We start from the raw sequence: 19,755 nt of genomic DNA, 5'->3' as shown, positions 1-19,755 counted from the left end.
TTCTGATGGTTTAAACTTACGGCAATTCAAAATGAAAATAAAGTATTAATTCATTATTTAAACATATTTATTCACAAAAAATTCAAACCATTGATTATTTTCGCGTGGAGAGAGAATTATATGCCATTCAATAGTAAAAACCGAAGCTGAATTATTAGGCGAATTGAAAGCAAAAAGCCCATTCACTAATCAATAGTGAATGGGCTTTGCATAATAATGCCTGTTTACTGACCTTTAATCTTTCATCAAAGGTTAGCTCGCTAACTCAGTATTAGGGTTATTTTTGGCTATTCAGCGCACGGATACGGCTTGATAGCGAGTAAAGGCGGATGAAGCCTTCAGCGTGGCTTTGGTCGTACACTTCATCTTCACCAAAGGTTGCAAACTCTTCTGAGTATAAGCTGTTCTCAGAACGCTTCTGAGTCACTGTTGCATGGCCTTTGTAAAGTTTGATCACCACTTCACCATTCACGTCTTGTGCTAGTTCTTCTGTCGCCGCAAGAATTGACTTACATAACGGCGTGAACCAACGACCATCATATACAAGATGAGAAGCTTTAACGCCCAGTTCTTCACGGAATTCGAATGCTGCTTTATCAAGAACCAGTTGCTCTACTGCACGCAGTGCTTCCATCATGATCGTGCCACCTGGGGTTTCGTAACAACCACGAGACTTCATACCAACAAGACGGTTTTCTACGATATCGATACGACCAACACCGTGCTTCGCCCCCTTCTTGTTTAGGTAAACCAGCGCGTTGTATGGTGTCATTGCTTCGCCATCTACCGCTACCACTTCACCTTTTTCAACTTTAAGCGTGACGGTTTCAGATTCGTTTGGCGCCTGCTCTGGATCTACCGTCCAAGCCCAGCAATCTTCATCTGGTGCGTTCCATGTATCTTCAAGAACGCCACCTTCTGTAGAGATGTGCCATGCGTTTGCATCACGCGAGTAAATCTTAGTGAGAGAAGCCGTACAAGGGATGTTACGCTCAGCTAGGTAATCTAGACATTCTTCACGGCTAACTAGATCCCACTCACGCCATGGTGCAATGACGTGTAGGTCTGGTGCTAGTGCTGCGAATGCGCCTTCAAAACGAACTTGGTCATTTCCTTTACCTGTACAGCCGTGACACAGTGCGTCTGCACCTACTTTACGTGCTACTTCAACCTGTGCTTTCGCAATGATTGGACGAGCCATAGAAGTTCCTAGTAGGTATTTGCCTTCGTAGTAAGCGCCTGTTTTTAGCGTTGGGTAGATGTAATCTGCCACCATCTCTTCTTTAAGGTCAGCGATATAACACTCAGAAGCACCAGAAGCTTTCGCTTTCTCTTCGATACCAATCAACTCTTCGTCGCCTTGACCAACATCCGCGACAAACGCAACCACTTCACAGTCATAGTTCTCTTTTAACCATGGGATGATTACTGATGTGTCTAGACCGCCAGAGTAGGCTACAACAACTTTCTTTACGTTAACTTTGCTCATTTTCTTTCTCCTAGTTTCCATACTGCACATGGCGGTCAGCGTTGGAAATAACTTCATAATTATATGTTTATTTAATTTGTCTAAATTCTTTAAGTAGTCACTCGTCGTGAGCCCTACTGAGGTAAAAACTGTGTTCCTATGCTTTTACCTGAAAACAGTTGTGTTAGCTTTTCTGGATATCGCCAAGTCGCAACTTCGATTGGTCGTCCGAGCTCGTTAGCGGCTTCTAGTGCGGCTTGAACCTTAACGATCATGCCGTCAGTAATCACTTTTCCTGCAATAAGGTCATCGGCTTGTTGTTGATTAAGGCTTGGAATGAGGTGACCTTTGCCATCCAACACACCACTTACATCAGAAAGCAGCACCAGTTCAGCATCAAGTGCGCCAGCAACGGCAACCGCAGCTTGGTCGGCATTGACGTTCATTAGTTGACCTTGGTCGGTCAGACCAATCGAGCTAATGATTGGCAGTGCGCCAACATTAAGAATAGCTTGCAGGACGGTTGAGTCGCCCGGTTCTGCTTTTCCTACTGCACCTAGTTCAGGGTTCAGTTCGCTCACTTTGCATAAACCACCATCTGCTAGGCTCAAACCAACGGCATTGATACCGTCTTTAATCGCCTGTCCTTGAAGTAATTTATTCGCCGTACCCGCTAGTGCACCAGCAATCACAGGGATCTGATCATAAGGAGTAACACGTAGCCCCTCTTTCTTAACCGTTTCGAGATTCAGATTATTCATCAAGTCATCAACCAGGTAACCACCGCCGTGAACAATCACGATTGGTCGCTGTGCCTGTTGTTGGTAGTGAGAGATAGCACCAAATAACTTGCTAAGTGTTTCACCACAAGATAGCGCTGCGCCACCTAACTTTATGATTAATGGTTGATTATTAAGGCTCATATCTAGATTCCTTTACACTAATGCAGTCAATGGCGCAAAACCATAACGTAAATTTAAACACTGCATCGCTTGGCTAGATGCACCCTTTAATAAGTTATCGATCGCTGAAACAACGATGATATGCTGTCCCTGAACCTTCCAACCTAAATCGCAGAAAGGTGTCTGTTCTACATCTTGAATTCTTGGCAATGTCTCTTCGAGTAACCTCACCGCAGGTTTACCTTGATAAGCTTGCTTGAAGGCATCTTGTATCTGTTGCTCCGTTACACCTTCAGCCAGTTTCATGGTGATGGTCGCTAAAATGCCACGCTTAAAATTGCCGAGGTGCGGTGTAAAAATTACGTCACGTCCGAGATGAGCAACCATTTCAGGTTGGTGGCGGTGACTGAACACGCCATAAGCCTGCAGACTCACTTCACAGAAGCTGTTAACCATGCTTGCTTTGCGACCGGCACCAGTCACACCACTGGTTGCGTTGATCACTGGCCATTGGGTTTCATCTAATAACTTACTTTCAACTAAAGGCTTAATCGCCAATTGAGAAGCGGTTGGGTAACAACCCGCAACTGCGACCAGTTGAGCTTTTTTAATGTCTTGCTCATTCCACTCAGCTAAACCATAAGCGGCTTTATCAAGCCATTGTTCGTGTTGATGTTCAAAACCGTAAAACTCTTGGTAAAAGTTTTCGCCCTTAACTCTAAAGGCACCGGATAGGTCAAACACTTGGCAATCGTTCTCAAGAAAGATTGGTGCTAGGTCGTGACTGACCTCGTGTGCGGTCGCTAAGAAAATCACATCCGACTGTTTAGCTACTTCTTCCGGATTTGTTAATGGCTGTACTGGCATATCAATCAAGCCAGTTAACTTACCGTGTAGTGCCGCAATAGGTTTACCAGCGTCTACACTATTGGCGGAGACATATAAACCTGATAGCGTGAGATCAGGGTGTCTGTTTATCATTAGAGCCAGTTCTGCTCCTGTGTAGCCGCTTGCGCCAATGATCGTGGTTTTCAACATCTCAACACATCCATTCCAGAGGTAAGTTACATTTCAAATTTGACTATTCATACTTAATTTTTAGCTTTATTTGATTTCTTATGCATTAAATATGATTTAATATGTGTTTTACCGACTTATGGTTTTCCTGTCAATAGTAGAAGTGAAGTTATTATGCAATTACCGAGTTTTCTTGAGGTCTACAAAGGCCTAATTTCCACCGACTCCATTAGCTCAACCGATCCAAGCTGGGATCATGGCAACGAGAAAGTAATCGAAAAAATGGCTCAATGGTTTAAAGACTTAGGCTTTAGCGTTGAAGTCATGGAAGTCGAGCCCGGCAAGCATAATATGGTCGCTAAGATGGGATCGGGCGAAGGTGGCTTGCTACTCGCAGGACACAGCGACACAGTGCCATTCGATGAAGGGCGTTGGAACTTCGACCCTCACGCACTAACAGAACACAACAATCGCTTCTATGGATTAGGCACGGCCGATATGAAAGGCTTTTTCGCTTTCGTTTATGAAGCGGCAAAGAAGATGGATTGGAGCAAACAGACCAAGCCGCTATATGTATTGGCAACCTGTGACGAAGAGACCACCATGTTGGGTGCGCGCCACTTCACTGAAAATGCACCGTTTAAACCGGATTACTGCATTATTGGTGAACCGACTAGCCTAGTGCCGATTCGTGGTCATAAAGGTCATGTTGCCAATGCTGTGCGAGTAACGGGTAAATCCGGTCACTCTTCCGATCCTGCCTTAGGCGTCAATGCTATCGAGATCATGCATGAAGTGTTGTTTGCTTTAATGCAGTTGCGTGACAAATTAGTCAAAGAGTATCACCACCCAGGTTTTGCGATTCCAAGTCCCACGCTAAACCTTGGCCATATTCACGGTGGCGACAGTGCTAACCGTATCTGTGGTTGTTGTGAGCTGCACTATGATGTGCGTCCTTTACCGGGAATCAGCTTAGATGGTTTGGATAACATGCTGCGTAGCGCACTTAAAGAAGTGGAAGCAAAATGGCCGGGCAGAATTGAGATCACGCCACTGCATGAGCCAATTCCGGGTTACGAGTGCCAACACGACCATCCATTTATCGGCGGTATGGAATCAGTTTGCGAAACTGAATCGCAAACTGTGAACTACTGTACCGAGGCGCCTTTCCTACAAGAGCTGTGTCCAACCTTGGTATTGGGCCCAGGTTCGATTGACCAAGCTCACCAACCGGATGAGTTCTTGAGCTTCGATTTTATCGATCCAACGATTGATGTTCTGAGTAAATCGATCCGTAAATATTGCTTCTAGCTATTACTACCCATTCGATATTTTCCAATAAAAGCCACCTTAAAACGTGGCTTTTATTCTGTTACCCCTGATTTGGATTCAATCTTGTAATTAAATTTCACTTTATTCCGAAGTATTAGAAAATTTACTTCTCCCGTATTTCGAAAGCTAATAATTGCAAACTTAGAATGCTTTATTTGACTAGATACAGCAGTTTTCGCTAGATTGTGTACTTAACAAGGAACAATGGATGTAATTTTTTTACGAGGCAGGATGACAATGAACGAGAAATACGCCGCTCTCAAGAGTAACGTAAGCATGCTGGGACGCTTGCTAGGTAACACAATCCAAGATGCACATGGTGACGTTATCTTAGAGAAAGTGGAAACTATCCGTAAACTTTCCAAATCCGCCCGCGCAGGCAACAAAGCTGACCGTGACAGCCTAGTTGAAGAGATCAAAAACCTGCCGAACGAACAACTCACTCCTGTTGCTCGTGCATTTAACCAATTTCTCAACCTCACCAACATGGCAGAGCAGTACCACACCATCTCTCGTCACTGTGAGGAGCATGTTTGTGAGCCAGATGTGCTGCAATCTCTATTTTCCAAATTAAGCCAAAATAACATCAGTAAGCTAGACGCGGCTCAAGCCGTTCGCGACCTGAACATTGAACTCGTTCTGACTGCGCACCCAACTGAAATCACTCGTCGCACCATGATCAACAAACTGGTTAAGATCAACGAGTGTCTGTCTAAATTAGAGTTAAGCGACCTATCACACAAAGAGCGCGTGAAAACCGAGCGTCGCCTAGAGCAACTTATCGCTCAAGGTTGGCACTCTGATGTGATTCGTCAGCAACGCCCAACACCACTTGATGAAGCTAAGTGGGGCTTTGCAGTTGTTGAAAACTCGCTATGGGAAGCAGTACCTGACTTCCTACGTGAAATGGACGGTCGACTAAAAGGCTACCTTGGTGAAGGCCTGCCAATTGATGCACGCCCAGTGCATTTCTCATCTTGGATGGGTGGTGACCGCGATGGTAACCCATTCGTCACGCACACCATCACTAAAGAAGTACTACGACTTTCTCGCTGGAAAGCCGCTGACCTTTATCTAGCTAACGTAAACGAGCTGATTACTGAACTGTCGATGACTAAGTGTAATGATCAGGTGCGTGATCTAGCGGGTGATGAACACGAAGCTTACCGCGCGATCCTAAAAAGCCTACGCACCCTGCTTGGAAACACACTAGAAGTCTTAGATGCTGAAATCAAAGATGTAGAAGTCCCCAAGAAAGAAACACTACAGAACATAGACCAACTATGGACGCCGCTTTATGCGTGTTACCAATCACTGCACGAATGTGGCATGGGCGTAATCGCAGACGGTTCTCTACTCGATACCCTGCGTCGCCTAAAAGCATTCGGTGTGCATTTGGTTCGTCTCGATGTTCGTCAAGAAAGTACTCGTCACTCGGATGTACTATCTGAACTGACTCGCTACCTAGGCATTGGTGATTATGACCAGTGGAGTGAGCAAGACAAGATTGCTTTCTTAACCAATGAATTAAGCTCAAAACGCCCACTGCTACCACGCGATTGGGAGCCATCTGAACAGGTTAAAGAAGTTTTAGACACCTGTAAGGTCATTGCCGCTCAACCTCGTGAAGCCTTCGGCGCTTACGTGATTTCTATGGCTCGTACTGCGTCAGATGTACTGGCTGTTCACTTGTTACTACAAGAATGTGGTTGCCCATATCGCATGGATGTATGTCCGTTGTTCGAAACGCTAGACGACTTGAACAACTCAGAAGCAGTAATGAAGCAGCTAATGAGCATCGATTTGTACCGTGGCTTTATCCAGAACCACCAAATGGTGATGATTGGATATTCTGACTCAGCCAAGGATGCTGGCGTAATGTCTGCAGGGTGGGCTCAGTATGATGCGATGGACAAACTGGTTAAAGTTTGCGACGAAGAAGGCATTGAGCTGACCCTCTTCCACGGTCGTGGCGGTACCGTCGGTCGTGGTGGTGCGCCTGCACATGCTGCGCTTCTTTCTCAGCCACCTAAGAGCTTAAAAGGCGGTTTACGTGTAACTGAGCAAGGCGAGATGATCCGCTTTAAACTGGGCTTGCCAGATGTTGCGGTAAACAGCTTCAACCTTTACGCAAGTGCGATTCTAGAAGCGAACCTTCTACCGCCACCAGAGCCTAAACAAGAATGGCGCGACCTAATGGAAGTGCTGTCTCAAGTATCTTGTGAGGCTTACCGTAAGGTAGTTCGTGGCGAAGAGAAGTTTGTTCCTTATTTCCGTCAAGCGACGCCTGAACTAGAGCTAGGCAAACTGCCACTTGGCTCTCGCCCTGCGAAACGCAATCCGAACGGCGGCGTAGAGAGCCTACGTGCGATTCCATGGATCTTCTCTTGGAGCCAAAACCGTTTGGTACTTCCTGCATGGTTAGGCGCTGGTGAAGCGATTCAGTACTCAGTAGACCAAGGCCATCAAGCGCTACTTGAAGAGATGTGTCGCGAATGGCCATTCTTCTCAACCCGCTTGGGTATGTTGGAAATGGTGTACTCGAAGTGCAACATGGAAATCGCTAAGTACTACGACCAGCGTCTTGTTGACGAAGAGCTACTACCGTTAGGTGAATTACTGCGTGAACAGCTGCAAAAAGACATCAAAGCAGTGCTGAATGTAGAAAACAACGAAAACTTGATGCAGAGCGACCCTTGGGGACTTGAATCTATACGTCTACGTAACATCTACGTTGAGCCATTGAACATGCTTCAAGCTGAACTACTTTACCGTACTCGTAAGAGTGAAACACCACCAGAAGAGCTAGAGGAAGCGCTCATGGTGACGATTGCAGGCATCGCGGCAGGTATGCGGAACACTGGATAACCAGTCATTAAAACCAAAAAAGGAACAAAAGGTCACTACAAGTGGCCTTTTTATTTTAATAAATCCAATTATTTTAGTTTTTTGTAATTTTTTTGGGTTATTTTGTCCATGTATTCTACTTTATGCTTATTATTTAGATATACTACTGCTCCGCTGCAGAAATACTCCAACATAATAATCTGTAGCAGCTTGGCCAATATACTGGTCGACCTAGGTGATAAACGGCTTTATAAGGTGACATAACCAACGACTAAGTTGGTGCTACTTAAACATAACCAATATAACGTGCCACAAGAAGCACACTTGATGTTTAGGTATTTTGTTTACTGTTTACCATTTGGATCTCAGACATGTCATTACCACACGTAATTCTAACCGTTTTAAGTACACGCGATGCTACTGGTTACGATATCACAAAAGAATTCTCAGCAAGCATTGGTTACTTCTGGAAAGCTAGCCACCAACAAGTTTACCGCGAGCTAAATAAAATGGCTCAAAACGACCAGGTAACTTGTGTGCTTGAACCTCAAGAAGGCAAACCCGATCGTAAGGTTTACTCTATCACTGACGCTGGACGTAGCGCCCTAGGTGAATGGTTTGAACAACCCACTGCACACCCAACCGTTCGTGACGAGTTCTCAGCTAAACTAATGGCTTGTGCTGTACAACCTTGTGACGCATACCGTGTACAACTTGCTGAGTTGGTAGAAGAGTCTCGCAAACTGGTTTCTCATTACAAAGAAATCGAAGCGGCTTACTACGCAACACCATCAACGCTAGACAAGCAAGCTCGCCTAGAACGTCTAACTCTTCGTCGTAACCTACTTCTTCGTGAAGCATGGATAGTGTGGGCTGAAGAGGTACTGTTAGAGCTTGGTACTATCGCTTAAGCTAGAAGCTAGAAGCTAGAAGCTAGAAGCTAGAAAAGTAAAAGGCTTGAACTCTTAGAGTCCAAGCCTTTTTTGTATCTATAGGATTTGAGATTCTATCGCCGATGGCATTTTATCAAGAGCTTCAACTACAGCGTAGCCACTTGTGGACGAACACCTAGCGTATGGCAAAGTGCGTAGGTCATTTCTGCACGGTTTAGTGTATAGAAGTGGAAGTCTTTCACACCTTCACGGCTCAGGGTGCGGACCATATCAATTGCTTGGCTAGCACCAACTAACTGACGAGTCGTTGGATCATCGTCCAAGCCTTCAAATTGCTTCGCCATCCAGCCCGGCACTTTAACGTTGTTCATTGCAGCAAAGCGAGACGCTTGCTTGAAGTTAGAAACTGGCAAGATACCCGGTACTATCTCAACATCAACGCCCGCCGCCACACAGCGATCACGAAAGCGTAGGTAGCTTTCTACACCGAAGAAGAACTGAGTGATGGCACGGTTAGCACCTGCATCTACTTTACGTTTTAGATTAATAAGATCAGATTGAGCGCTTTTTGCTTCAGGGTGAACTTCTGGAAATGCCGCGACTGAGATATCAAAATCATGGCGCGATTTAAGCAGTTCAACTAGGTCAGAAGCATACATATCTGGCGCACCGCCGCCTGCTGGAATATCACCACGTAGAGCAACAATGCTCTCGATACCATTCGCCCAGTAATCGTCGGCGATTTGAATAAGTTCTTCGCGGCTAGCATCAATACACGTTAGGTGTGGCGCTGCTACTAGACCCGTTTGGTTTTTGATCTCTTTAATGATTGAGTGGGTACGATCACGTTCACCCGAGTTTGCACCATAGGTTACCGATACAAATTTTGGTTGAAGTGTTTTAAGACGGTGAACAGAGTTCCACAGGGTCTCTTCCATCTTCTCACTGCTTGGTGGAAAAAATTCAAATGACACATTAATGTTGTCAGAAAGCTCTGCGATATTCTGATTTAAAGCGTCGATATGGCCTGCGTGTGTGTATCCCATCTTACTCTCCCTGTGGCAAAAGCAACCACTAAAAACTCAAATCCTTAAACGACGTTTAGACGTCTATATGTCTGTAGAATGTATTGAATACGATTTAATGTCAACAGATCGATTATGAATTTTTCTCAAGTAGATCGTGAGTAAAACTCAAGTCGTTATATGGGTCGCAAAGCAGAAATAAGGTAGAAAAAAGGCTGAAAAACACATCGTGCTTTCAGCCTTATCTATCTTAGTGGATAGTATGCTATTTAGACACTAAACCAACCGATCTGAGTATCAGAACAGGCTAGACATTCTGTTCAAGTCAGATTGAATTGCGCCCGCTGTTACTTCACGGCCCGCACCTGGACCACGAATAACCAATGGATTATCTTTGTACCATTTGCTTTCAATCGCAAAGATGTTATCGCAAGGCAGCAAGTTCGCTAGAGCGTGTTCTTTAGATAGAGCTTCAACGCCTACGGTTGCCTTACCATTCTTCTCCAAGCGCGCTACGTAACGCAGAACCTTTTGTTGATAATGTGCTTTCTCTAAGCGCTCAGCCAACTCTTCGCTCAGCACAGAGGCCTTATCAAAGAAGTCATCCACCGACAGGTCTTGCAGTTCTGCTGGCACCAGTGATTCCACTTTTACGTTTTCAGGTTCAATGTCTAAACCCGATTCACGCGCCAGAATGACCAACTTACGCATCACGTCTGAACCATCTAGGTCAGCACGTGGGTCGGGTTCAGTCAGGCCTTGTTGCCATGCTAAGTCAACCAACTCGCTAAATGGTACTGTGCCATCGAACTGTTGGAACAACCAAGACAGTGTGCCCGAAAAGATACCTGACAATGCAATAATGTCATCGCCACTTTCACGCAGGTCACGTACCGTGTGGTTAATCGGTAAGCCTGCACCAACCGTCGCGTTGTACAACCAATGACGGCTGATCTTAGCGAAAGCATCTTTGACTTGATGGTAATACTCACTTGATGCAGAACCTGCGACCTTGTTCGCCGAGATCAGGTGGATACCTTGCTGTGCGATTTGCAGATATTTTGCTGCAAGTACCGGGCTCGCAGTAACATCGAGAACAACCGCTTCGTCATAACCTTGAATAGAACCCAAACGCTCTAACCAGTCGTTACCATTATTGGCAATCGCTTCGTCATCAAAGCGCTTACCTACCGAAGTCGCATCAATACCTCGATCGTCGAACCAATAGGTTTGGCTATCAACCACCGCAACCAATTCAAAGTTCATTCCACGACGCTTTTCAAGTTCCGCTTTTTGCTCTGCAAACAGGCTTAACCAGCTTGAACCGATATTGCCTTTGCCACATAAAGCAATCGCAACACGCTTCTGCGCTTGGAAAAGCTGAGAGTGAATACCTTTCACTAGGCTTGATGTTTCACTCTTACGAATTACAGCCACTAAGCTCAAGCCTGAGTTCGCTTCTGAGATGAACTCAACCGGAGAGCTCTTGAGTTGTTGGTAGAAACCGTAGCAATGGTTCGGGTTCTTAGTCACACCCGCGCCAACCGCCGCGATCAGAGAGAAACCCTCTTTAAGCTTAATCTCAGCTTCAATCGCGTGGTCTTGCAGATATTCTAGAGCGCCACCAGCAATCTCTTCGGTGTAAGCAAGGCGCAAGCAGTGTTGATCGGGTTCAAGTTCATAAGCAAGCGGCTCTAGTTGAGCGCGCTTAAGCCCTTCAAGCACTTCACTCTCGAGACGGTCGAAATCATGACCGTGACCAAACGTCAGTTGCACGACAAGAACGTCATCCAAAGAGGTAATGATTTTTGCACCACGACCAGATGCCAGTACACGCTCAATCTGTGTGGAGCCAGCTTCTGGCTGATAGCTGCAGCGTAAACTTAAATCCATAGCACTTTGAGCCACCGGCTGTAGCGTTCGGCTGTGAAGCACTGGCGCCGCCAGACGAGCTAACTCACTGGCTTCATCAAGACGAAGCAGAGGCAATAGACACGCATCTGAAACCAGACGAGGGTCAGCGCTGTATACGCCTGCCACATCACTCCAAATCGTCACACGTTCAACTTCAGCCAACGCGCCAATCACGGTAGCTGAGTAATCCGAACCATTCCGACCAAGCAATACGGTTTCGCCGTCGCTGTTCTGAGCCATAAAGCCCGTAATCACCACACGACAATACGCATGCTGCGCTAGAGCTTCTTTAATCAGAGGATAAGAACGTGCGCGGTCAACTTCAGGTTGAGCGCCCACTTCTGCACGCAAAAAGGCACGCGCATCTTGAGCTACCGCTTGTAGATCATGTTGGCACAACAAAGCGGCTAACAGACGCGAAGACCAAACCTCACCGTGTCCTAACACTTGTGCTTTTTGCGCTTCGCTCAAGGGAGCGGTGAGCTCACCCAAAGCGGTAAACTCTTGTTGAATGGTTGCCGTTAGTTGCGAAGCGACTTCACCTTCAAGCAGCGCTTCAATCAGCTCAAGCTGGAACTGACGAAGGGTTTGTAGGCATTCATGGGCAATACGGCCATCTTTGTCGAGCGCTTCAACAAACTCAATCAAACGGTTGGTTGTTTTACCCGCTGCCGATACAACGACTAAATCAGTTGCTGATGAGTATTCTCTAAGGATGTTAACCACGCGTTGGTAACATTCAGGATTTGCTAAACTGCTGCCACCAAATTTATGTAGCTGGCGAAAGGTTGCCATTATTACCCCTCCCCTTCAGCAATAAAGCGCTGTGTTTTTTCAAACGCTTGCTTGAGGTCATCGATTAGGTCTTCTGCATCTTCAAGGCCAACAGATAGACGCAGTAGTTGCTGAGAAACACCCGCTTCTGCTAAGGCTTCTTCACCCATCGCGCGGTGAGTCATCGACGCAGGGTGACAAATCAAGCTTTCAACACCGCCCAGCGATTCCGCCAAAGAAAACAGCTCTAACTTATCAACAAAGTATTTAAGCGCCTCGAATGAGCCCGCAAACTCAAAGCTGAGCATTGAGCCAAAGCCCGATTGCTGTTTCTTCGCGATATCATGACCCGGATGTTCAGGAAGGCTTGGGTGGTAAATATTGCCGACGAGATCTTGTTGCTGTAGAGACGCTAGAATCTCACGTGAGCTTTCTTCGTGAACTCGCATACGAGCACCTAGCGTACGAATACCACGTAAAGTCATGTAGCTATCAAATGGTGTGCCGGTCGCACCAATACAGTTGCCCCACCATGCTAGCTCTTCAGCATGCTCTTCTGTCTTAGTGACCACAACGCCACCAATAACATCTGAGTGTCCATTGATGTACTTAGTGGTTGAGTGAATAACAAAATCAGCACCCAGCTCTAAAGGCTTTTGGAACACAGGTGTCAAAAACGTGTTGTCGACAGCAACCAGAGCACCAACCTCTTTCGCTTTGCGGCAAGTTTCTGCAATATCAACCACGCGAACCAATGGATTAGATGGTGTTTCGATTAAGATCAACTTTGGCTTAAGCGCGATCGCCGCATCCAGTGCCGATTGATCCGATTGATCAACAAACAGAACCTTGAAGTCACCTTTCAGTGAGCGAGTGTTAAACAGACGGTAAGTACCGCCGTAGCAGTCGTGTGGTGCGATAATAAGATCATCGCCGCCTAAGAAAGCAGAAACCCATAAGTTTAGCGCCGAGGTACCACAGTTAGTGACTACCGCACCTTTGCCCGATTCAAGCTCAAACAGTGCCGTCTCTAATAAACCTCGATTGGGGTTACCAGAACGAGTGTAATCGTACTTTGGCACTTCACCAAAAGCGGGAAAACCATAATTAGTCGAAAGGTAAATAGGTGGGACAACGGCATGGTGTTGCGTGTCTGACTCGATACCAGTACGTACTGCAATTGTTGCTGGCTTCCGGCTGCTCATAGGTGCTTCCTTACAAGTTTTGCGTCTGAGAATCACAGCTGCTTGTCGGCATTTTTCGGCTGTGTTAGATATATGTAATTCACTTTACTTTCATAAACGTGAGACGTCAACACTTCTAGACGTCCGTATGTCTTTGCTTATGGCAGTAAATCCCGCTAAAATCACCACTATTAATTTATTCTAACAACTAAAGTGATGAAGGTACGCAATGGCCGACTGGAATGGTGAATACATAAGCCCATATGCTGAGCATGGAAAGAAAAGCGAACAAGTAAAGAAAATTACAGTTTCTATCCCTCTAAAAGTGTTAAAGGTTCTCACTGACGAGCGTACTCGCCGCCAGATTAATAACCTGCGCCATGCAACAAACAGTGAGCTACTGTGCGAAGCCTTTCTACATGCGTACACAGGCCAACCACTACCAACGGATGAAGATCTCCGTAAAGACCGTCCAGACGATATCCCTACTGAAGTAAAAAGACTGATGACAGAGATGGGGATCGAATTCGAAGCGTTTGACGAATAATAAAAACAACTCAGTACCGCCTTTAATACTGATTCGTTATAGCGGCCCCTATTCATAACATCACTCACTATACTGCTTGCGAGTGGGCTGTGAGTGATAGATATAAAAAAACCGACTCCTGATGAGTCGGTTTTTATTATTCTTGCCCATAGCGAAACCGCTACAGAGAATCCACCACAGCGGGCTATTACGCCATATAGTTAGCTGGCATATCAATACGCGCAACGCCAGATTCAACGGCCGCTTCCGCTACCGCTTTTGCTACTCGAGGAAGCAGACGCGGGTCCATTGGCTTAGGAATGATATAGCCCTTACCAAACTCCAGCGCCGTCTCACCTGCTGCCGCTAATACTTCTGCTGGCACTTCTTCTTTCGCCAGTTCACGAATAGCATGAACCGCCGCCAGTTTCATCTCATCATTAATTTCGCTCGCACGCACATCTAGCGCACCACGGAAAATGAATGGGAAACAAAGTACGTTGTTAACTTGGTTCGGGTAATCACTACGGCCCGTACCCATAATAAGGTCTTTTCGAACTTCATGAGCAAGATCTGGTTTGATTTCTGGATCAGGATTTGAACATGCAAACACAATCGGCTTATCAGCCATTAGTGTTAGTGCTTCAGCTGGTAGCAAGTTAGGGCCAGACACACCCAAGAATAGATCCGCATCTTCGATAACATCTTCAAGAGTACGTTTGTCAGTGTTGTTTGCGAATAATTCTTTGTACTCATTAAGGTCATCACGACGAGTGTGGATTACCCCTTTACGGTCCAGCATGTAGATCTTCTCACGCTGGGCGCCACACTTAATCAGCAGTTCCATACAAGCAACCGCTGCTGCGCCTGCACCTAAACAAACGATCTTACATTCTTCTAGCTTCTTACCTTGAAGTTCAATTGCGTTCAGCATACCAGCTGCTGTTACAATCGCAGTACCGTGTTGGTCATCGTGGAATACTGGTACATCACAACGTTCAATCAGGCGACGTTCAATCTCAAAACAATCTGGTGCTTTGATGTCTTCTAGGTTAATACCACCGAATGTATCTGCGATATTGGCAACGGTATCTACAAACTCATCGATTGTGCGGTGTTTTACTTCAATATCAATAGAATCTAAACCTGCAAAGCGCTTAAACAGTAACGCTTTACCTTCCATTACCGGCTTAGAAGCAATAGGGCCAAGATTTCCAAGACCAAGAATCGCCGTACCGTTAGAGATAACTGCAACCATGTTGCCTTTACCCGTGTATTTATAAACGTTATCTACGTTTTGTGCGATTTCGCGAACAGGTTCAGCCACGCCAGGGCTGTATGCAAGTGCTAGATCTTCTGCAGAATCTGCAGGCTTTGTCAGTTCTACGGCAATTTTGCCTGGAATTGGGAACTCATGATAATCAAGAGCTTGCTGACGAAATTGTTCTTGAGGCGATAACTCTTGAGAGGATTGGTCTTGTCGGCTGTCTTCAGACATAGGTGTAGGTTCCTAGGTTATTATTATTTGGGGGTCTTGTTCATGTTAATGGATGTACTTCAAAGTTCCTAGGTAGTTAAAGCCTCTGTCTCATTAAAAAACGAGATTTAACTACTAATAAGACCAGTGAGCAGTTGAAATTACTATTGTCTGTTGAACTTTCAAGCGAATTTCTAAATAGAAGTAGCGGAACGACCATTGTGGAGAAATTCGGATCAACTACCTATCATTTATATTAATTGCCTACCTATTAAATAGCTAAAAAGCAGAGCAGTATCCATCATTGACTCAAATTATAGGCAACAAAAAAGGACACCTAAGTGTCCTTTTTCATGTCTAAATAGCGAGAATTACTTCTTGCTAGAAAGAGCACCGAAACGCTTGTTAAAGCGATCTACACGGCCGCCTGTATCTACGATACGTTGCTTACCTGTGTAGAATGGGTGACATTTGTCACATACATCTAGGTGAATGCCATCTTTACCTAGAGTAGAGTTGAATTCGAATGTGTTGCCGCAAGAACAAGTTGCTGTTACTGCTTTGTATTCTGGGTGGATTCCAGCTTTCATGGGATAACCTCAAGTAGGCCGTGTCGCTATACGATTCTAAGCCGCACACCACACGTAGTTTAAAAAAGAAATAAAGACACCGCATCCGTACAAAAAAGTGACGAAGCCATACCTTTAAGGCGCAGTATAGTAATGAATCTATAAGACAGGATCAACCGATTTGATACATTTTTCGCCAATAGTGTCTTTATTTCTTTTGTTAACTGGCATGTTGGTTGAAATTCATGAGCTCTAGTGACCTTCATTCGTTAACTCACCTCTTTCACCTAAACTGCTCCTCGAATTTAACCGCCTTATCATTTAGACTGTTCGCTCTCCTCAACTCAGTAAAGCCGTCACTTTATGCGTCCAATGATTGCCCGTGTGGCCCTGCCTGTTCCACTCGACAAGCAGTTCGATTACAAGATTCCTAACCACCTCTTTCCGATTATTGGTGGGCGAGTTTCTGTGCCTTTTGGACGCCAAACCTTAACCGGTATTGTCACAGCTCTGGTTAACGAATCTGAATTCGAACTAGACAAGCTCAAACCAATTAAAGCCTTATTAGACAATCAGCCTGTTTGGCCGGAATCTGTCTATTCACTCTTGATATGGTGTAGTCAATTCTATCAATACCCGCTTGGCGAAACCTTTGCTAACGCCCTTCCGAGCGCTCTAAGAAAAGGCAAAGCCGCCGACTTCGCAACGCTTATCGAATGGCAGTTAACATCGTCAGGCAAAGATCAACTGATGCAAGGCTTTGGTCGCGCCGTCAAACAAGCCAAAGTGATGCATATGCTTGAAAATGGCGCGGTTCCTCATCAAGAATTCATTGATGAGGAAGTGGGTAGCGCAGTACTTAAGACACTGGAAGAGAAAGGTTGGATTGAATCGGTAGAGAAAAAACCGCAGCGCAAACCATGGCCAGTTGAACTCGAAAACGAACAAGACAAGCCTAAACTCAATGCAGAGCAAGCCATCGCAATCGCAACAGTCAATAGCCAGACCAACTTTGGCTGCTTTCTATTAGAGGGCGTTACCGGCTCAGGTAAGACAGAAGTCTATCTGAATATGATCAAGCCGATTCTTGACCAGGGTAAACAGGCACTAGTTTTGGTGCCTGAAATTGGCCTCACCCCTCAAACCATTAACCGCTTTAAGCGACGCTTTAATGTGCCTGTTGAGGTTATCCACTCTGGCTTAAACGATTCAGAGCGACTGAATGCGTGGCTCTCGGCACGCGACAATATTGCAGGCATCGTGATAGGTACGCGCTCGGCTCTATTCACGCCTTTCGCTGATTTAGGCATTATCATTGTCGATGAAGAACATGACGCCTCCTATAAACAGCAAGACAGCCTGCGCTACCACGCACGTGATGTCGCCATTATGCGCGCTCATAAAGCGCAGGTTCCGGTCGTTCTTGGGTCAGCAACTCCGGCTTTTGAAACACTGCACAACGCTCAGATAGGCAAATACAGCTACCTTACCCTTACCTCACGTGCAGGTGTCGCATTGCCGACCACTAATAAAGTGTTGGATGTGAAAGGCGAATATCTGGAAAGCGGTTTGTCTGCGTCGTTAATTGCTGAGATGCAAAGACACCTGAAAGCGGGCAACCAAGTGATGTTGTTCCTCAACCGACGCGGGTTCTCTCCGGCATTGATGTGTCACGACTGTGGTTGGACTGCCGAGTGTAAGCGCTGTGATGCTTACTACACATATCACCAATACAGCAATGAAATGCGTTGCCACCACTGTGGTTCACAACACCATATCGTTCACCATTGCCAAGGCTGCGGTTCAGCGAATTTAGTGACAGTGGGTGTCGGTACCGAACAGCTCGAAGCACAACTTGGTCAACTCTTTCCAGAATATAAAACCATTCGTATTGACCGCGACAGCACCCGTCGTAAGGGTAGCTTAGAAAGCGCATTAGAGTCGATTCGTAAGGGTGAATACCAAATTCTTATTGGTACCCAGATGCTGGCTAAAGGTCACCACTTCCCTGACGTGACACTTGTGGCGTTATTGGATGTGGATGGCTCTTTATATAGCAGTGACTTCCGAGCGCCTGAACGCCTTGCTCAGCTCTTTATCCAAGTCGCCGGGCGCGCAGGTCGTGCCAGTAAACCCGGCGAAGTGATCTTACAAACGCACCATCCAGAACATGGTCTGTTACAAGCATTGCTGCACAAAGACTATAACCACTTCGCTCAGACGGCCTTAGCCGAACGTAAACAGGCGATGTTGCCGCCTTACACCTTTATGACTCTGTTTAGAGCAGAAGCGAACGACACGCGCTTAGTGGAAGATTTCTTACGTCAAGTTCGTCATACACTGGAGTCACATCCATTGTTTGACCAATATTGCATGGTGTTAGGACCAACGCCTGCACCATTAGCCAAACGTGCAGGCAAATCTCGCTGGCAACTGATCTTGCAAACCCAAACTCGCTCATTGATGCAGAAGCTATTAATGAGTACGAAGCCGGCAATTAATATGTTACCCGCTGCGAAAAAAGTTCGTTGGTCACTCGATATTGAGCCGCAAGATTTAAGCTAAACCCACCTGGGTTAAAACTAATGATAAGTTTGTTCACAAATATTTCATATTTCTCGTGAGCAACATCACACTAGTCATGTGATTTTTGTTAATCTAGCCGTAACTTTACACGGATGAAACAAATAGAATATTGCAATAAAAAAAGTGTTAGCAACACTTTCATTATGTCTATTTGATTGTATTAATTATTCACGCCTTAGATACTTAGGCAATAAAGGAACTTAAAGAGGGTTTAATTTATGGCGACAATGAAGGATGTTGCCCAGCTAGCAGGCGTCTCAACCGCAACGGTATCACGTGCATTGATGACCCCAGAGAAAGTCTCAGTTTCTACTCGCAAACGAGTAGAGGCAGCAGTACTTGAAGCTGGATACTCACCCAACACATTAGCTCGAAACTTACGTCGCAACGAATCAAAAACCATCATTACTATCGTTCCTGATATCTGTGACCCTTATTTCGCCGAAATCATTCGTGGTATCGAAGATGCAGCTGTAGAAAATGATTACCTAGTTCTGCTTGGCGACAGTGGTCAACAGAAGAAACGTGAATCATCATTCGTAAACTTGGTGTTCACCAAACAGGCTGATGGCATGCTACTGCTTGGCACCGACCACCCATTTGATGTCAGTAAATCTGAACAGAAGAACTTACCACCTATGGTTATGGCATGTGAGTTTGCACCTGAACTTGAGTTGCCAACGGTACACATCGATAACTTGACGTCTGCATTTGAAGCCGTCAACTACCTAGCTCAGTTAGGTCATAAGCGCATCGCACAAATATCCGGCCCAACCTCCGCCACTCTATGTAAATTCCGCCAGCAAGGCTACCAACAGGCATTGCGCCGGGCTGGTGTATCAATGAACCCAGCTTACAGTACTGTTGGTGATTTTACCTTTGAAGCTGGAACAAAAGCCGTTCGTCAATTATTAGCACTACCGGAACAACCAACCGCAATTTTCTGTCATAACGATTCAATGGCAATTGGCGCTATTCAAGAAGCAAAAAAATTAGGTTTACGTGTTCCTCAAGATCTCTCCATTGTTGGTTTTGATGACATCCAATTCGCTCAATACTGCGATCCACCACTAACGACCATTTCTCAGCCTCGTTACGAAATCGGACGCCAAGCGATGCTGATGATGCTCGACCTACTTAAAGGTAACGATGTTCAAACAGGTTCACGCCTACTTGAAGCTAAACTCGTGGTTCGTGGCAGTACAGCGCCACCTCGAATTTAGGCAAGGTAAATACCCAAA

14 protein-coding genes are annotated in these 19,755 nt (G+C 45.7%); 6 read left to right on the top strand and 8 right to left on the bottom strand.

The features are described 5' to 3' along the window. Positions 1-277: 277 nt before the first annotated feature. The 3 genes from ACED48_RS08895 to argC all read right to left on the bottom strand — a co-directional run bounded on the left by ACED48_RS08895 (position 278) and on the right by argC (position 3,408). Positions 278-1,489 (bottom strand): argininosuccinate synthase, encoded by a 1,212-nt coding sequence (locus tag ACED48_RS08895; RefSeq protein WP_017055844.1) that lies wholly within the window; start codon positions 1,487-1,489, stop codon positions 278-280. Positions 1,490-1,602: 113 nt separating this feature from the next. Next, on the bottom strand, positions 1,603-2,391 hold the full coding sequence (argB, locus tag ACED48_RS08890) for an acetylglutamate kinase (RefSeq protein WP_017055845.1): 789 nt from the start codon (positions 2,389-2,391) through the stop codon (positions 1,603-1,605). Positions 2,392-2,403: 12 nt separating this feature from the next. Next, entirely contained in the window at positions 2,404-3,408 is a 1,005-nt protein-coding gene (argC, locus tag ACED48_RS08885; RefSeq protein WP_017055846.1) for an N-acetyl-gamma-glutamyl-phosphate reductase, read from the bottom strand. A 153-nt stretch (positions 3,409-3,561) separates the two neighbouring features. Between argC and argE the strand changes: the two genes are divergently transcribed. The 3 genes from argE (at position 3,562) to ACED48_RS08870 (ending at position 8,477) form a co-directional block, all read left to right on the top strand. After that, the gene (argE, locus tag ACED48_RS08880) at positions 3,562-4,698 is read left to right on the top strand and encodes an acetylornithine deacetylase (protein WP_017055847.1); all 1,137 of its coding nucleotides are present in this window, start codon (positions 3,562-3,564) and stop codon (positions 4,696-4,698) included. A gap of 252 nt (positions 4,699-4,950) precedes the next feature. After that, entirely contained in the window at positions 4,951-7,587 is a 2,637-nt protein-coding gene (gene ppc / locus ACED48_RS08875; protein ID WP_017055848.1) for a phosphoenolpyruvate carboxylase, read from the top strand. A gap of 350 nt (positions 7,588-7,937) precedes the next feature. Continuing rightward, a complete protein-coding gene (locus ACED48_RS08870) occupies positions 7,938-8,477 on the top strand; it encodes a PadR family transcriptional regulator (protein WP_017055849.1) in 540 nt (179 codons plus the stop codon). Between the two features lie 128 nt (positions 8,478-8,605). On the opposite strand, the gene metF is transcribed toward ACED48_RS08870, so the two are convergent. The 3 genes from metF to ACED48_RS08855 all read right to left on the bottom strand — a co-directional run bounded on the left by metF (position 8,606) and on the right by ACED48_RS08855 (position 13,377). Next, complete coding sequence (gene metF / locus ACED48_RS08865; RefSeq protein ID WP_017055850.1) at positions 8,606-9,505, bottom strand: methylenetetrahydrofolate reductase; 900 nt, start codon at positions 9,503-9,505, stop codon at positions 8,606-8,608. Between the two features lie 276 nt (positions 9,506-9,781). Further along, complete coding sequence (locus ACED48_RS08860; protein WP_017055851.1) at positions 9,782-12,193, bottom strand: bifunctional aspartate kinase/homoserine dehydrogenase II; 2,412 nt, start codon at positions 12,191-12,193, stop codon at positions 9,782-9,784. A gap of 2 nt (positions 12,194-12,195) precedes the next feature. Beyond that, positions 12,196-13,377 (bottom strand): O-succinylhomoserine (thiol)-lyase, encoded by a 1,182-nt coding sequence (locus ACED48_RS08855; protein WP_017055852.1) that lies wholly within the window; start codon positions 13,375-13,377, stop codon positions 12,196-12,198. Positions 13,378-13,585: 208 nt separating this feature from the next. Here ACED48_RS08855 and metJ point away from each other — a divergent pair, with 208 nt between their 5' ends. Then, positions 13,586-13,903, top strand: a complete 318-nt coding sequence (metJ, locus tag ACED48_RS08850) for a met regulon transcriptional regulator MetJ (RefSeq protein WP_017055853.1) — start codon at positions 13,586-13,588, stop codon at positions 13,901-13,903. Between the two features lie 187 nt (positions 13,904-14,090). On the opposite strand, the gene ACED48_RS08845 is transcribed toward metJ, so the two are convergent. Then, complete coding sequence (locus tag ACED48_RS08845; RefSeq protein ID WP_017055854.1) at positions 14,091-15,380, bottom strand: malic enzyme-like NAD(P)-binding protein; 1,290 nt, start codon at positions 15,378-15,380, stop codon at positions 14,091-14,093. A 350-nt stretch (positions 15,381-15,730) separates the two neighbouring features. Continuing rightward, entirely contained in the window at positions 15,731-15,949 is a 219-nt protein-coding gene (rpmE, locus tag ACED48_RS08840; protein ID WP_017055855.1) for a 50S ribosomal protein L31, read from the bottom strand. A 342-nt stretch (positions 15,950-16,291) separates the two neighbouring features. On the opposite strand from rpmE, the gene priA reads away from it, so the two are divergent. Continuing rightward, positions 16,292-18,493 (top strand): primosomal protein N', encoded by a 2,202-nt coding sequence (priA, locus tag ACED48_RS08835; protein WP_017055856.1) that lies wholly within the window; start codon positions 16,292-16,294, stop codon positions 18,491-18,493. Between the two features lie 239 nt (positions 18,494-18,732). Next, a complete protein-coding gene (gene cytR / locus ACED48_RS08830; RefSeq protein ID WP_017055857.1) occupies positions 18,733-19,737 on the top strand; it encodes a DNA-binding transcriptional regulator CytR in 1,005 nt (334 codons plus the stop codon). Positions 19,738-19,755 lie beyond the last annotated feature (18 nt).

Source organism: Vibrio sp. 5S239 (assembly GCF_041439575.1).
GTDB lineage: Bacteria > Pseudomonadota > Gammaproteobacteria > Enterobacterales > Vibrionaceae > Vibrio > Vibrio kanaloae.
Note: the sequence above shows the minus strand (reverse complement) of the source record. Positions and strands in the feature narration are given on the sequence as shown.